This window comes from Streptomyces sp. NPDC104371 (assembly GCF_055583785.1).
The window spans coordinates 389,317-404,707 of sequence record NZ_JBVJNF010000004.1; the positions used below are offsets into that span (position 1 = coordinate 389,317).

The 15,391-nt window shown below is 72.4% G+C and carries 11 protein-coding genes; 7 read left to right on the forward strand and 4 right to left on the reverse strand.

Annotated features, from left to right (window positions below; genetic code table 11):
* Positions 1-15 precede the first annotated feature (15 nt).
* The 4 genes from ACZ60T_RS15880 to ACZ60T_RS15895 all read right to left on the reverse strand — a co-directional run bounded on the left by ACZ60T_RS15880 (position 16) and on the right by ACZ60T_RS15895 (position 5,750).
* Positions 16-2,499, reverse strand: coding sequence for a transglutaminase TgpA family protein (locus ACZ60T_RS15880; RefSeq protein WP_469666396.1), 2,484 nt, complete (start codon positions 2,497-2,499; stop codon positions 16-18).
* Entirely contained in the window at positions 2,496-3,854 is a 1,359-nt protein-coding gene (locus ACZ60T_RS15885) for a DUF58 domain-containing protein (protein WP_469666397.1), read from the reverse strand. The genes ACZ60T_RS15880 and ACZ60T_RS15885 overlap by 4 nt, the downstream gene beginning before the upstream one ends.
* On the reverse strand, positions 3,854-4,918 hold the full coding sequence (locus ACZ60T_RS15890; RefSeq protein WP_469666398.1) for an AAA family ATPase: 1,065 nt from the start codon (positions 4,916-4,918) through the stop codon (positions 3,854-3,856). Before ACZ60T_RS15890 ends, ACZ60T_RS15885 begins: the two co-directional genes overlap by 1 nt.
* Before the next feature lie 289 nt (positions 4,919-5,207).
* Positions 5,208-5,750 (reverse strand): beta-class carbonic anhydrase, encoded by a 543-nt coding sequence (locus tag ACZ60T_RS15895; protein WP_365620275.1) that lies wholly within the window; start codon positions 5,748-5,750, stop codon positions 5,208-5,210.
* 421 nt (positions 5,751-6,171) lie between these two features.
* Here ACZ60T_RS15895 and rsmH point away from each other — a divergent pair, with 421 nt between their 5' ends.
* From rsmH to murD, 7 genes are all read left to right on the forward strand, one after another.
* Positions 6,172-7,170: a 16S rRNA (cytosine(1402)-N(4))-methyltransferase RsmH gene (gene rsmH, locus ACZ60T_RS15900; RefSeq protein WP_365620278.1), complete on the forward strand. Its 999-nt coding sequence runs from the start codon at positions 6,172-6,174 to the stop codon at positions 7,168-7,170.
* 81 nt (positions 7,171-7,251) lie between these two features.
* Positions 7,252-7,800 carry a cell division protein FtsL gene (gene ftsL, locus ACZ60T_RS15905; RefSeq protein ID WP_469666399.1) on the forward strand — a complete coding sequence of 183 codons (549 nt, stop codon included), beginning with the start codon at positions 7,252-7,254 and terminating at the stop codon, positions 7,798-7,800.
* Between the two features lie 5 nt (positions 7,801-7,805).
* On the forward strand, positions 7,806-9,752 hold the full coding sequence (locus tag ACZ60T_RS15910) for a peptidoglycan D,D-transpeptidase FtsI family protein (RefSeq protein ID WP_469666400.1): 1,947 nt from the start codon (positions 7,806-7,808) through the stop codon (positions 9,750-9,752).
* 36 nt (positions 9,753-9,788) lie between these two features.
* Positions 9,789-11,471 carry a UDP-N-acetylmuramoyl-L-alanyl-D-glutamate--2,6-diaminopimelate ligase gene (locus ACZ60T_RS15915; protein ID WP_469666401.1) on the forward strand — a complete coding sequence of 561 codons (1,683 nt, stop codon included), beginning with the start codon at positions 9,789-9,791 and terminating at the stop codon, positions 11,469-11,471.
* Positions 11,472-11,475: 4 nt separating this feature from the next.
* Positions 11,476-12,906 carry a UDP-N-acetylmuramoyl-tripeptide--D-alanyl-D-alanine ligase gene (locus tag ACZ60T_RS15920; protein ID WP_365620289.1) on the forward strand — a complete coding sequence of 477 codons (1,431 nt, stop codon included), beginning with the start codon at positions 11,476-11,478 and terminating at the stop codon, positions 12,904-12,906.
* The gene (gene mraY, locus ACZ60T_RS15925) at positions 12,903-13,976 is read left to right on the forward strand and encodes a phospho-N-acetylmuramoyl-pentapeptide-transferase (protein WP_252421975.1); all 1,074 of its coding nucleotides are present in this window, start codon (positions 12,903-12,905) and stop codon (positions 13,974-13,976) included. The genes ACZ60T_RS15920 and mraY overlap by 4 nt, the downstream gene beginning before the upstream one ends.
* Positions 13,958-15,385 carry a UDP-N-acetylmuramoyl-L-alanine--D-glutamate ligase gene (murD, locus tag ACZ60T_RS15930; protein WP_469666403.1) on the forward strand — a complete coding sequence of 476 codons (1,428 nt, stop codon included), beginning with the start codon at positions 13,958-13,960 and terminating at the stop codon, positions 15,383-15,385. The genes mraY and murD overlap by 19 nt, the downstream gene beginning before the upstream one ends.
* The last annotated feature ends 6 nt before the right edge of the window (positions 15,386-15,391 follow it).

A 15,391-nucleotide genomic window follows, 5' to 3' on the forward strand; every position in this document is an offset into this window, starting at 1 on the left:
GGCGTGTCTCGTACGTCAGCCGCTCTGCTGCTGCCCGGAGGGGCGCCGTACCAAGGCCGTCCAGCGCGCCGCCAGGCGGGACCTGCGCGCCGCCCAGCGGTCGGTGAACGCCCACACGGCCCGGACGGCCGAGCGCGGCGCCAGCACCGCCCGGACCCGGGTCCGCCGGTCGGCCACGGCCCGCAGCCCGGCCCGCACCTTGCGCACGTCCCCGACCAGCCCGGCCTGGACACGCGGTCGCGGGGCGAAGAGCACCTGCTCCACGGCACCGGCCACCCGGTGCACCGCCTCGGCCGCCGCCGGGTCCAGCCGCCCGAGCCGTACGATCCGCTCCGCGGCCTTCCGCGGGGTCAGCGCGTCGTCCGGGACGATGCCGTGGTCCCACGCCGTGTCCGTCAGCTCACGCCACACGGCAAGGGTGTGCTCGACAGCCACCTCTTGCGACGGGACGGACACCTCGCTGTCGTCCGGGGAGGGCGGGGAGGCGGGCTGACCGGCCCGCCGATCGCGTCCCGACCGCCGGGACGAGGCCGCGTGCCGGGCGGAGGCCAGCCGCACCGACCGGCGTCTGAGCCGCCACAGCAGAGGCGACAGCGGCAGCGCCGCCACGATCAGGCCCAGGAGGGTCCACGCCAGGATCTGGTACCAGCGCGGGCCCCCGCCGGACGAGCCGATCGACGGCGGCGGCAGCGCGGTGTCGCACGCCTGCTCCCGCTTCAGCACCGCCGAGCAGCTCTCACTCGCCGACGGAGCGGCCGAGGGCGCCGTGGACGACTGCGTCGACGGCCGCGGCATGACCGGGTCCTGCACACCCGGCGCGTCCGGCTGCGTGTACGCCGGGCTGGAGCCACGGGTCGGCGTCGGCTCGAACCGGGTCCAGCCCGCGCCCTCGAAGTACAGTTCCGGCCAGGCGTGCGCGTCCCGCAGCCCCACGGCCATGGAGCCGTCCGCCTGCTGAGTGCCCGGGGTGAAGCCCACCGCCACCCGTGCCGGTATCCCGAGCGTGCGCGCCATCGCCGCCATGGCGAAGGAGAAGTGCACGCAGAAGCCCTGCCTGTCCCTGAGGAACCGGGCGATCGCCCCCGGACCGCTGCCGACCTTCACCTCGGTGCTGTAGGTGAACCCGCCGTCGGAGGCGAAGTAGTCCTGGAGCTTGACCGCCTCCTCGTAGTGGTTCGACGCCCCGGCGGTGACCTCGCGAGCCGTCTTCGCGACCATCGCCGGCAGGGAGCCCGGCACCTTCGTGAACGCGCTCTTCACCGACGGCGGCGGCTCCGGCGCCGCGGCCAACTGCTCCGCCGTGGGCTGCACGACCAGGCTTCTGACCTCGTAGCGCGCGCCGCGTGTGTTCTGCCCGTGGTCGCCCACCAGCGTGCGGCCCACCGGCTCGTAGCGCCAACTGCCCTTGATCTTCACCTGCGTCGCGGGGTACGGCAGCGGCAGCCAGTCCTGCGCGTACCAGTCCGCCGCCGAGATCCTCGTGTCGACCTCGGTCCGCCGTACGCTCCCCGCGAGACCGCTGGGGGTGGGCAGGGTGTCCGGGACGGAGCTGATGTGCCGCCGGGCCGGCTTCCAGGTGGTCCCGTCGAAGTCGTCCAGGGCGACGATCCGCAGATACATGTCCTGGGTGGTCCGGGAGTTGGTGCGGTACGCCATGACCTGGCGGTCCTCGTCCGCGTTGAGGCTGTCGCGCAGGGACACCAGAGGGTTGACCGCGGAGACCGTACCCCCGTCGCCCGTGCCCGCGCCGCTGCCGCCGCGGGCGCTGTCCAGCAGACCGCCGTCGAGCGTGGGCAGGGCGATCGGCACCACCAGGGCGATGCCCAGCGCGACCGCGCCGATACGCCGTCCGGCGCGGACGGGGGCGACGGCGCCACCGGAGGCGGCGCCCTGGGAACGGGGCGCGCCCGTGAAGATCCGCCCCCACCGGGAGAGCCGGTCCCGGCCCTCGGTCAGCAGCAGCATCAGATAGCCGCCCGCGGCGATGAGGAACCACAGCCAGTCGGCACCGCCCTCGGACAGGCCCGCGGCCACCGAGTACAGCGCGAGCAGCGGGAGTCCGGCCGGGGCCGCCGCGCGGAACGTCACCGCGAGCGCGTCCACCAGCAGGCCGATCACCAGGACCCCGCCGACCGTCATCAGCCGGATCCCCGGGGTCAGCGGCGCCGGGGTCGCGTACCGCCCGACGTCTTCCGCGCCCTGCTGCAACAGCACCCCGAAGTGATTGAAGGCGTCGGGACCCGGAACGAACCCGGCGAGGGCCTGTTCGCGCGCGAAGACCAGCGTGAGCAGCAGCAGGCCGACCACCAGTTGGCAGGCGATGGTCAGCGGACGGGCCAACGGGACCCGCCGGGTCAGCGCGCCCACCCCGGTCTGCGCCGCCACCAGGAACGCCGCCTGGAAGAGCCAGGTCGCCGGGGACACCAGCGGCAGCAGGGCGCACGACGTCATCAGGGTCGCCGCCGCCGCGCACAGGGCCAGCCGGGCCCGCCCGCTCATGACCGTCCGCCCGTACCGCTCAGGGCACCCACGCCCGTACGCTGCCGGTCCGCCTCGTGCCACAGCTCCGTCAGCGACCTCCCCCGCGGCACCGGCACCGCCGTCCAGCCCGCCTCGCGCAGCAGCCGCAGCCTCTCCTCGCCCGGCTCGCCCGGGTCCGGTTCCTCGGACGGCTGCCGCCCCCAGGCCGCGCTGTCCAGCAGGAAGGCGAGCGCGCCTCCGCTGCGTCGGCTCATCTTCGCGGCCACCGCGGCCTGTTCGTCGTCGAGATCGCCGAAGAAGGCCACCAGCAACCCCTCGTTGCCGCCGCGCAGCACCTCGTACGCCCGCGACAGACCCACTCCCTCCGAGTGGTCGATGACGGCGAGCGTGTCCAGCATCAGCCCGGCCGCGTCCGCGGACTCCTGGCTCGCGCCCGCGAACCCCTCCGCGCCCTCGCCCGGCACCGAACTGCCCGTGTCGGTCAACAGCCTTACGGAGAAGCCTCGTTCGAGCATGTGCGTCAGCACGGACGCCGCGCCCGAGACCGCCCACTCGAAGGCGGAGTCGGGGCCCGCGCCCTCGAAGGCGATGCCCCGGGTGTCGAGCAGCACCGTGCACCGGGCGCGCTGCGGCTGCTCCTCGCGGCGCACCATCAACTCGCCGTAGCGCGCGGTCGAACGCCAGTGGACCCGGCGCAGGTCGTCACCGTGGCGGTACCCGCGCGGGATCACGTCGTCCTCACCCGCCAGCGCCACCGAGCGCTGCCGCCCGTCGCCGTACCCCTTCGCCTCGCCCGCGAGCCGTACCGGCGGCAGCGGCTCCACGCGCGGGATGACCGTCAGCGTGTCGTACGTGGAGAAGGCGCGGGTCAGTTCGCACATCCCGAAGGGGTCGGTCAGCCGCAACTGGAGCGGGCCGAGCGGATAGCGTCCGCGCAGATCCGAGCGCACGCGGTACGACACCTCGCGCCGGCCGCCGCCCTCCACCTGGTCCAGGACGAACCGGGGGCGCGGCCCGAGGACGTAGGGCACCCGGTCCTGGAGCATCAGCAGCCCGGTGGGCAGCCGCGAGACGTTGTCCATCCGCAGATGGACGCGGGCCTCGGAGCCGACGGGCACACGGGAGGGCGACAGACCGCGGCTGCCCGCGACCCGGTAGCGCGTGCGGTACAGCACGATCGCGCACACCACGGGCAGCGCCGCCAGCAGTAGTCCCACCCGGAGCAGATCGCCCTGGCCGAGGACGAAGGCGCAGATCGCGGCCGCGATACCGGCGGCGAGGAAGGACCGCCCGCGGGTGGTCAGTCCCGCGAACGCGGCCCCGAAGCCGCCCTGGTCCTCACCGGTGGCCGGGGCCGTCCCCCCGTGTGTCATCACAGCCCCCGGGGCGGCTCGTGGGCGTAGCCGCGGTCCATCGCGAGACCGGCCTGCCGCTGGGACGCCGCGGGCACCGGGGTCTGCTGGAGGATCTCCTGGACGACCTGCTCCGCCGTACGGCGGTTGAGCTGCGCCTGGGCCGTGGGCAGCAGCCGGTGGGCCAGCACCGCCACGGCGAGGCCCTGTACGTCGTCCGGCAGCGCGTAGTCCCGCCCGTCGAGGGCGGCGGAGGCCTTCGCCGCGCGCAGCAGATGCAGCGTGGCGCGCGGCGAGGCGCCGAGTCTGAGGTCGGGGTGCGTGCGCGTGGCGGCGACCAGGTCCACCGCGTAGCGCCGGATGGCCTCCGCGACATACACGCCCCGGACGGCCTCGACCAGCTTCACGATCTCGTGCGCGTGCGCCACCGGCTGGAGGTCGTCCAGCGGGTTGACCCCGCCGTGGACGTCGAGCATCTGCAACTCCGCGTCCGGGCTGGGGTAGCCGATGGAGACACGGGCCATGAAGCGGTCGCGCTGGGCTTCGGGCAGCGGGTAGGTGCCCTCCATCTCCACCGGGTTCTGGGTGGCCACCACCATGAACGGGCTGGGCAGTCCGTGCGTCTGGCCGTCGATGGTGACCTGCCGCTCCTCCATCGACTCCAGGAGCGCGGACTGGGTCTTGGGCGAGGCGCGGTTGATCTCGTCGCCGATGACGATCTGGGCGAAGATCGCGCCCGGCTTGAACTCGAAGTCCCGGCGCTGCTGGTCCCAGATGGACACACCCGTGATGTCCGAGGGCAGCAGGTCGGGCGTGAACTGGATGCGCCGCACCGAGCAGTCGATGGAGCGGGCCAGCGCCTTGGCGAGCATCGTCTTGCCGACGCCGGGCACATCCTCGATCAGGAGATGACCCTCGGCGAGCAGCACCGTCAGCGACAGCCGTACGACGTCGGGCTTGCCCTCGATCACTCCCTCCACCGACCTGCGGACACGCTCCACAGTGGTGGTCAGATCGTCGCCCGCACCCGACCCCGCTCGAGCGGGGAGACCCCCCCGGCTCGCACGATCGTCATAGGTCGTCACCCGGCCCTCCTCGCCCGTTCTTCCTCCGGGCCGACGCTCTGCGATGCGGCCCACCCCGAAACACGCCACACCGCGCGGGAATGTTCCGCGGTTCCGCGTGACGTCACACCCGCATTCTTGTTGCGTTGCCGGTTCGTGTCACTCGCCTGTGGATAACTGGCCGCGGTATGTCGGCCTTACGACCGTTTCGGCACAGCGGTCCCGGGACCTTTGCCCGAATGCGTGTTCGTCGTCCAGTAGGGCGAGGCGGGGCGGGGCGAGCGGCCGGGGGCGCCGCCGCGGCGACCCGTTACGCGGGGTCGATCTCCCGCAGCAGTCCCGACCGCACATCGAAGACGAAGCCGCGCACGTCGTCGGTGTGCAACAGGAACGGGGAGGTCCGCACGCGCTGCATCGACTGCCGTACGTCCTGGTCCACGTCGCGGAACGCCTCGACCGCCCACGGCGGACGCTGGCCGACCTCCATCTCCAGCTCGTGCCGGAAGTCCTCGGTCAGCGACTCCAGGCCGCAGTCGGTGTGATGGATGAGGACGACGCTGCGGGTGCCGAGCGCGCGCTGGCTGACGGTCAGGGAGCGGATCACGTCGTCCGTGACGACACCGCCCGCGTTGCGGATGGTGTGGCAGTCGCCCAGCTCCAGGCCGAGCGCGGCGTGCAGGTCCAGCCGGGCGTCCATGCAGGCCACGACGGCGACCCGGAGCACGGGGTGCGCGTCCATCCCGGGGTCGGCGAACGCGGCGGCGTAGCCCTCGTTGGCCGACACGAGGCGGTCGGTGACGGTGCCGACCATGGTGCCCTCGGGACCGGCGGGTGCGGATGCGGAAGTCGTCATACCCAAGACGTTACTGGGCGCGGATGATCCAGGCCTGCTGTGAGACAGGACAAAGAACACGGGCGCGGCTTGTTGTGAGGGACCCCACACGGACGGTGAAACGCCGCCGCGCGGGCGGATCCTCGCGGATCATGGGGCCGTGACCGGCGGGGGTGCGACGCGCAGGCCGGTTGATTGACCGCAAGACAGGGTGGACTAAAGTGACGCGAAGCGGGAGGCGTGAGGCTCTCCCTGCGGACTGTTCACCCGAAGATCCCGGCAGTGTGCCGGTTTCTCCCCGCGTGCGCGGCGCGTACGTACGGCTCGGCCTCCTCCCGCTCCTGGTCGGCTGACGCATCTGGCGCCGGCTCGCCTCCCCTTCGTGAGCGGGCGGGGACCCGGCGGTGCGTACCGTCGCGCAGGAATCTGAGAGGCCCCGGAATTGGCAAGGCGCGAAGCGCTTCCGCAGCAGGGCGGCGGCGGGCGACAGCAGGACCGACACGTGCCGGTCATGCTCCGGCCGTGCCTGGACATGCTGGCCCCGGCCCTCACCGAACCGGGCGCCGTGGTGGTCGACTGCACCCTGGGCCTCGGCGGCCACAGTGAAGCCCTGCTGACGCGGTTCCCCGAGGCCCGCCTCGTGGCGCTCGACCGCGACACGGAGGCACTGCGCCTGTCCGGCGAGCGGCTCGCCCCCTTCAAGGACCGCGCCGACCTGGTGCACGCTGTCTACGACGAACTCCCCGACGTCCTCGACCGGCTGGGCATCCCGCGGGTCCAGGGCGTGCTGTTCGACCTCGGTGTCTCCTCGATGCAACTCGACGAGGCCGAGCGCGGGTTCGCCTACGCGCAGGACGCCCCGCTCGACATGCGCATGGACCAGACGACCGGCGTCAGCGCCGCCGAGGTCCTCAACACCTACCCGCCGGGCGAACTCGTCCGGATCCTGCGGGCGTACGGCGAGGAGAAGCAGGCCAAGCGGATCGTGTCCGCGATCGTGCGCGAGCGCGAGAAGGAGCCGTTCAGCAACAGCGCGCGGCTCGTGGAGCTGATCCGCGACGCGCTGCCGCAGGCGGCCAAGCGGACCGGCGGCAACCCCGCCAAGCGCACGTTCCAGGCGCTGCGGATCGAGGTCAACGGCGAACTCACCGTCCTGGAGCGGGCGATCCCCGCGGCCGTGAAGGCGCTCGCGGTCGGCGGCCGGATCGCCGTGCTGTCCTACCACTCGCTCGAAGACCGTCTGGTCAAGCACGTGTTCGCGGCGGGCGCCACCTCCACCGCGCCGCCCGGACTGCCCGTCGTGCCCGAGCGCTACCAGCCCCGGCTCAAGCTCCTGACCCGTGGTGCCGAACTCCCCACCGAGGAGGAGGTCGCCGAGAACCGCAGAGCGGCTCCGGCCCGCCTGCGGGGCGCCGAGCGCATCCGCGAGGACGTCGAGTGAACCGGACGAGAGGGGTGGGCGAGTGAGCGGCGGACACCGGGCGCGCGGGGACGCGACGGCCCTCCAGGGGCGGGAGGGCGCGTGAGCAGGAAACCTCGGCTCCGAGGGCGGGCCGCCCGGCTCGCGCGGCTCATTCCGGCAGGAGCGGGCGGCGCCGCCCGTACCCCCTTCGTCCTGCTCGTCGTCGCGCTGCTCGGCGGCGGACTCATCGGGCTCCTGGTGCTGAACTCCGCACTCAGCGAAGGCGCGTTCAAGCTCTCCGACCTCCAGCGGGAGACCAAGAACCTCACCGACGAGGAGCAGGCCCTCCAGCGGGACGTGGACGCCTACGCGGCCCCGGACGCCCTGCGGCACCGCGCCGACACGCTCGGCATGGTCCCCGGCGGCGACCCGGCCTTCCTCGGCCCCGACGGCACCGTCAAGGGCGTCCCCCGCCCCGCCGCGCAGCCCTCGGCGAGCCCCGCGTCCCTGTCCGCGCCCGCGTCGCCCGGCCCCTCCCCGAGCACCACGGCGGCACCGTCCCCGAGCCGCACGGCCTCGGCCTCGGCGTCGCCGTCGCCGTCCTGGGCGACGCCCTCGGCGACCGGCTCCACCCCGTCCGCAGCACCCTCTCCGACTCCCGGCAGGTGACGGAAGTGTCCGACAGGGAACCGCCGCGACGCCGCGTGCCCGGCCCGGCCCGGCCCGTGCGCCCCGACGCCCGGCGCCGACCGGGCCCCGGTGCCCGCCCCGCACGCCGCCCGGCGCCGACCCGCGGTGCCGCCCGAGGCCCCCTCCGGCTCGGCAGCCCCCGCCCCCGGCTGCGCCTGATCGGCCTCGCCCTCACCCTGGTGATGCTCACGTTCGTCGGACGGCTGCTCCAGGTGCAGGCCGTGGACGCGAGCGCGTACACCGCCAAGGCCGACCAGAACCGGTACGTCGGCCGCACCCTGGCCGCCGAGCGCGGCAAGATCACGGACCGCAACGGCGTCGAGCTGGCGACCAGCGTGGACGCGTACGACATCACGGCCGATCCCACGATGTTCGCCCCGCAGGCCGCCAAGCGGCCGGACGCCCCGGAGCAGGCCGCCGCGCTCCTCGCCCCGATCCTCGGCCAGGACGCCGCCGCGCTCACGCGGAAGCTCAAGACCCCGCACACCCGCTATGTGCTCCTGGCCCAGCGCCGTACCCCCCAGGTCTGGAACCAGATCAAGGATCTGAAGAACACGCTCGCCACGAAGGCCGCGCCCGGCACGGTCAGCGTGCTCGCCGGGGTTCTCGCGGTCCCCACCAGCAAGCGCGTGTACCCGAACGGCGATCTCGCCGCCGGGATACTGGGCTGGGTCAGCGCCGACGGCCGGGGCGGCGGCGGCATCGAGCAGCAGTTGAACAAGGAGCTGGCGGGCAAGGACGGCAGCATCCGCTACGCCCAGTCCGGCGGGCGGCTCGTACCGACCGCGGGCTCCGCCGAGACGCCCGCCGTGGCCGGGTCCGACATCGAGCTGACCATCGACCGCGACATCCAGTGGGCCGCCCAGAACGCCATCACCGAGCAGGTGAAGGAGTCCAAGGCGGACGGCGGGTACGTGGTGGTGCAGGACACCCGGACCGGGCAGATCCTGGCCCTCGCGAACGCGCCCGGCTTCGACCCCAACGACCTCTCCAAGGCCGATCCTGCGGCTCTGGGCAACGCGGCCCTCCAGGACACGTACGAGCCGGGCTCCACCGCCAAGGTCATGTCGATGGCCGCGGTGCTCGAGGAGAACGCCGCGACCCCGACGACCCATGTCACGGTGCCCAACCGGCTGCACCGCGGCGACCGGCTCTTCCAGGACGACATCAACCACAAGACCTGGTACCTGACGCTCAACGGCGTCCTCGCCAAGTCCAGCAACATCGGCACCATCCTGGCGACCGGCCAGCTCGGCAAGACGCAGCCGGAGGCCAACAAGACCCTCTACTCGTATCTGCGCAAGTTCGGCATCGGCAGCCCCACCGGGCTCGGGTTCCCGGGCGAGACGCGCGGCATCCTCGCGCCGCCCGACGCCTGGTCCACCTCGCAGCAGTACACGATCCCTTTCGGCCAGGGCGTGTCGATCAGCGCGATGCAGGCCGCGTCGGTCTACTCGACCATCGCCAACGGCGGCGTCCGCGTCGAACCCACCCTGGTGCGCGGCACGAAGGGACCGGACGGAGACTTCGCACCGGCCCAGAAGCCAAAGGAGACAAGGGTCGTCAGCGAGAAGACCGCCAAGACGCTGTCCCAGATGCTGGAGTCCGTGGTGGACGACGAGCAGGGCACCGGCAGCAAGGCGCGCATCCCCGGCTACCGCGTCGCGGGCAAGACGGGCACGGCGAACCGCGTGGATCCGGCCACCGGCAGATACCGCGGCTACACCTCGTCCTTCGCCGGTTTCGCCCCCGCGGACAAGCCCCGCGTCACCGTCTACTGCGCGATCCAGAACGCCACCAAGGGCAACTACTTCGGCGGCCAGATCTGCGGACCCATCTTCAAGCAGGTGATGGAGTTCGCCCTCAAGACCCTCCAGGTCCCGCCCACCGGGGCGCGGGCCGCGAACCTTCCCGTCGAGTTCACGCCATGATCAGCACCACTGGAACGACCCACCAGGAACCAGCTCGTGACAACGATCACCCCCGATCCCGGGAACCAGCAGCCCTCCGCGCCCTCACTTCGCTCCGGCGGGGGTGTGCCCGGTACGCTCACCGCCGTGCCATACGCTGATCAGTCCCAAACCACCCAGAAGGGCGCTTCCGTGACATACCCGGGACCGCCGCGACCGGCTCACGTCTCCGCCACCCCCCTCGCGGAGCTCGCTGATCAGTTGGAGGCCGCCAGGCCGGACGAGCCGGACGGAGCGGCCGAGGTCACGGGCATCACCCACGACTCGCGCGCCGTCCGTCCCGGTGACCTGTACGCCGCCCTGCCCGGCGCCCGCCTGCACGGCGCGGACTTCGTCACGCAGGCGGCCGGTCTCGGTGCCGTCGCCGTGCTGACCGACCCGACCGGCGCCGAACGCGCCGCCGCGACGGGGCTGCCGGTCCTGGTCGTCGACGACCCGCGCGGCCGGATGGGCGAGTCGGCCGCCACGATCTACGGCCGTCCTGGACGCGACCTGCTCCAGATCGGGATCACCGGCACCTCCGGCAAGACCACGACCGCCTACCTCGTCGAGGGCGGCCTGCGGGCCACCCACGGCGGCGACGGCGACCCGCGCGTGGGCCTGATCGGCACGGTCGAGACGCGCATCGGCGACGAGCGCATCAAGTCCGAGCGCACCACGCCCGAGGCCACCGACCTCCAGTCCCTGTTCGCGGTCATGCGTGAGCGCGGGGTCGAGGCGGTCGCCATGGAGGTCTCCAGCCACGCGCTGGTCCTCGGCCGCGTCGACGGCTGTGTCTTCGACATCGCCGTCTTCACCAACCTCAGCCCGGAACACATGGAGTTCCACTCCGACATGGAGGACTACTACCGGGCCAAGGCGCAGTTGTTCACCGAGCGGCGCAGCCGGGCCGGTGTCGTCAACTACGACGACGAGTGGGGCCGCAGGCTCGTGGCGGACTCCGGTGTCCCGGTCGTCACGTTCTCCGCCGAGGGCCACCCCGACGCCGACTGGCGTGCCGAGGACGTCGAGATCGGCCCGCTGGACTCGACGTTCACCGCGGTCGGCCCCGACGGGCTGCGCATCGCCGCGAAGTCCCCCCTGCCCGGCCCCTTCAACGTGGCCAACACGCTCGCCGCCGTCGTCGCCCTCGCCCAGGCCGGGCTCGACCCGCAGACCGCCGCCGACGGCATCGCCGCGGTGCCGGGCGTCCCGGGCCGGCTGGAGCGCGTCGACGCCGGACAGCCGTATCTCGCGGTCGTCGACTACGCCCACAAGACCGCCGCCGTCGAGTCCGTGCTGCGGGCTCTGCGCAAGGTCACCGAGGGCGAGTTGCACGCCGTGCTCGGCTGCGGCGGCGACCGGGACACGACCAAGCGCGCCCCGATGGGCGCCGCCGTGGCCCGGTTCGCCGACACGGCCGTACTGACCTCCGACAACCCCCGCTCCGAGGACCCCCTCGCGATCCTCGCCATGATGCTCGAGGGCGCGGCCTCCGTACCCGCCCACGAGCGCGGCGAGGTGCAGGTCTTCGAGGACCGGGCCGCCGCCATCGCCGCCGCCGTCGCCCGCGCGCGACCCGGCGACACGGTGCTGGTCGCGGGCAAGGGACACGAGCAGGGCCAGGACATCGCCGGAGTGGTCCGTCCCTTCGACGACCGCGACGTGCTTCGCGAAGCTATCCAGAAGAACCAGGGATGAACTTGTGATCGCCCTCTCTCTCGCCGAGATCGCCAGAGTCGTCGGCGGGCAGACGCACGACATACCGGATCCGTCCGTCCACGTCACCGGACCGGTCGTCCGGGACTCCCGTGAGGTGGAGCCCGGCAGCCTCTTCGTCGCCTTCGTGGGCGAGCGCGTGGACGGACACGACTTCGCCCCGGCCGTCGTCGAGGCGGGCGCCGTCGCCGTACTGGCGTCCCGCCCCGTCGGCGTGCCCGCGATCGTCGTGGACGACGTCCAGGCCGCCCTCGGCGCCCTCGCCCGCCATGTCGTCGAGCGGCTGGGGGCGACCCTCGTCGCCCTCACCGGCTCCGCGGGCAAGACCAGCACCAAGGACCTCGTCGCCCAGGTGCTCGGGCGCAAGGCGCCGACCGTGTTCACGCCCGGCTCGCTCAACAACGAGATCGGGCTGCCCCTCACCGCCCTCAGCGCCACCGAGGAGACGAGGTTCCTCGTCCTGGAGATGGGCGCCCGCGGCATCGGCCACATCCGCTACCTCGCCGGGCTGACCCCGCCGAGCGTCGGGCTCGTGCTCAACGTCGGCACCGCGCACATCGGCGAGTTCGGCGGCCGTGAGCAGATCGCGCTGGCCAAGGGCGAGCTCGTCGAGGGCCTGCCCGCCGCGGACGCGGGCGGCGTCGCGATCCTCAATGCGGACGATCCGCTGGTACGGGCCATGGCCTCCCGTACGAAGGCGAAGGTGACCCTTTTCGGAGAGTCCGACGAAGCGGACGTACGCGCCGAGAACGTGAGACTCACGGACACCGGGCAGCCCGTCTTCAGGCTTCACACACCCTCCGGTGCAAGCGATGTGACGATGCGCCTGTACGGTGAGCACCACGTGTCGAACGCGCTCGCCGCGGCCGCCGTCGCCCATGAGCTGGGCATGTCCGCAGACGAGATCGCCGTGGCGCTCTCCGAGGCGGGCTCCCTCTCCCGCTGGCGGATGGAGGTCACCGAGCGCCCGGACGGCGTGACGATCGTCAACGACGCCTACAACGCGAACCCCGAGTCCATGAGGGCCGCCCTGCGCGCGCTCGTCGCCATGGGCGAGGCCTCACGGGCCCAGGGGGGACGCACCTGGGCAGTGCTCGGCGAGATGGCCGAGCTCGGGGACGAGGCGCTCGCCGAGCACGACGCGATCGGACGGCTCGCCGTCCGACTCAACGTCAGCAAGCTCGTCGCGGTCGGGGGCAGGGAAGCGTCCTGGCTGCAATTGGGCGCATATAACGAGGGTTCGTGGGGTGAGGAGTCGGTGCACGTGTCCGACGCACAGGCGGCGGTCCACCTGTTGCGCAGTCAGTTGCGCCCGGGAGACGTCGTACTCGTGAAGGCGTCCCGGTCGGTCGGTCTGGAGAGTGTGGCGCAGGCGCTGCTCGAGACCGGTGCCGAGGGTGAGGTTGCCGCCCGATGATGAAGCAGATCCTGTTCGCGGGTGTCATTGGCCTCTTCCTGACCCTGGTCGGCACTCCGCTGCTGATCAAGCTGCTGGCCCGCAAGGGCTACGGTCAGTACATCCGTGACGACGGCCCGCGCGAGCACGCCAGCAAGCGCGGTACGCCGACGATGGGCGGTATCGCCTTCATCCTGGCGACGGTCGCCGCCTACTTCCTGTCCAAGGTGATCACCGGTTACCCCCCGACCTACTCGGGACTGCTGGTGCTCGGCCTGATGGTGGGCATGGGCATGGTCGGCTTCCTCGACGACTACATCAAGATCGTCAAGCGGCGCTCGCTGGGTCTGCGGGCCAAGGCGAAGATGGCCGGACAGTTGCTCGGCGGTATCGCCTTCGCGGTGCTGGCGCTCCAGTTCGCCGACAACCGCGGCAACACCCCGGCCTCCACCAAGCTCTCCTTCGTGCAGGACTTCGGCTGGTCCATCGGCCCGGTGCTCTTCGTGATCTGGGCGCTGTTCATGATCCTCGCGATGTCGAACGGCGTGAACCTCACCGACGGTCTCGACGGCCTGGCCACGGGCGCCTCCGTCCTGGTCTTCGCCGCCTACACGTTCATCGGTGTCTGGCAGTTCCAGGAGTCCTGCGCCAACGCGATGACCCTGACCAACCCCGCGGCCTGCTACCAGGTACGCGACCCGCTCGACCTCGCCATCGTGGCCTCGGCGCTGATGGGTGCCTGCCTGGGCTTCCTGTGGTGGAACACCTCGCCCGCCAAGATCTTCATGGGTGACACCGGCTCGCTCGCGCTGGGCGGCGCCCTCGCGGGCCTCGCGATCTGCTCCCGCACCGAGCTGCTGCTCGCGCTGCTGGGCGGTCTGTTCGTCCTGATCACCATGTCCGTCGTGATCCAGGTCGGCTCGTTCCGGCTCACCGGCAAGCGCGTCTTCCGGATGGCCCCGCTCCAGCACCACTTCGAGCTCAAGGGCTGGTCCGAGGTGCTCGTGGTCGTCCGGTTCTGGATCATCCAGGGCATCTGTGTGGTCGTCGGACTGGGCATCTTCTACGCAGGATGGGCAGCGGACAAGTGACCGACTGGCAGGGGAAACACGTCACCGTCGCGGGACTCGGCGTCTCGGGTGTCCCGGCGGCCAAGGTGCTGCACGGGCTCGGCGCGCTCGTCACCGTCGTCAACGACGGCGACGACGAGCGGGCCAGGGCGCAGGCCGCGGAACTCGAAGCGCTCGGCATCACCGTCCGCCTCGGTGACGGGTCGACCCTGCCCGAGGGCACCGAGCTGATCGTCACCGCGCCCGGCTGGCGGCCCGACAAGCCGCTGTTCGCCGCGGCGGCCGAGGCGGGCGTCCCGGTCTGGGGCGACGTCGAGCTGGCCTGGCAGTTGCGCGGCCCCGACGCGGCCCCCTGGCTCGCGGTCACGGGCACCAACGGCAAGACCACGACCGTGCAGATGCTCGCCTCCATCCTGAAGGCGGCGGGCCTGCGCACGGCGGCCGTCGGCAACATCGGCGTCTCGCTCCTCGACGTCGTCCTCGGTGAGGAGCAGTACGACGTCCTCGCCGTGGAGCTGTCGAGCTACCAGCTCCACTGGGCGCCGTCGCTGCGCGCGCACTCCGCCGTCGTGCTCAACCTGGCGCCCGACCACCTCGACTGGCACGGCTCCATGGAGGCGTACGCCGCCGACAAGGGCCGTGCCTACGAGGGCAATCGCGTCGCCTGTGTCTACAACGCCGCCGACAAGGCGACCGAGGACCTGGTCCGCGAGGCCGACGTCGAGGAGGGCTGCCGGGCCGTCGGCTTCACGCTGGGTACGCCCGCGCCCTCCCAACTCGGCGTCGTGGACGGCATCCTGGTCGACCGCGCCTTCGTCGAGAACCGGCACAAGAACGCGCAGGAGCTGGCGGAGGTCTCCGACATCCACCCGCCGGCCCCGCACAACATCGCCAACGCCCTTGCCGCGGCGGCCCTCGCGCGCGCCTTCGGCGTCCCCGCCCAGGCCGTGCGCGACGGCCTGCGGGCCTTCACCCCGGACGCCCACCGCATCGCCCACGTCGCGGACCACGACGGCGTCGCGTACGTCGACGACTCCAAGGCCACCAACACCCACGCGGCACAAGCCTCGTTGGCGGCCTACGGGTCGATCGTGTGGATCGCGGGCGGGCTCGCCAAGGGCGCGACCTTCGACGAACTGGTCGCCGCCTCAGCACCGCGCCTGCGGGGCGCCGTGCTGATCGGCAAGGATCGTGCGCTGATCCGCGAAGCCCTGGCGCGACACGCGCCAGAAGTACCCGTCGTCGACCTCGAACGGACCGACACTGGGGCGATGCGCGCGGCGGTCCAGGAGGCGCGGGGGCTCGCCCGGCCGGGCGACACGGTGCTGCTGGCGCCGGCCTGTGCCTCCATGGACATGTTCGTGAACTACAACAAGCGCGGGGACGCGTTCGCGGAGGCCGTTCGTGAGCTCGGCTCCGCCGACGACTGACCCGGC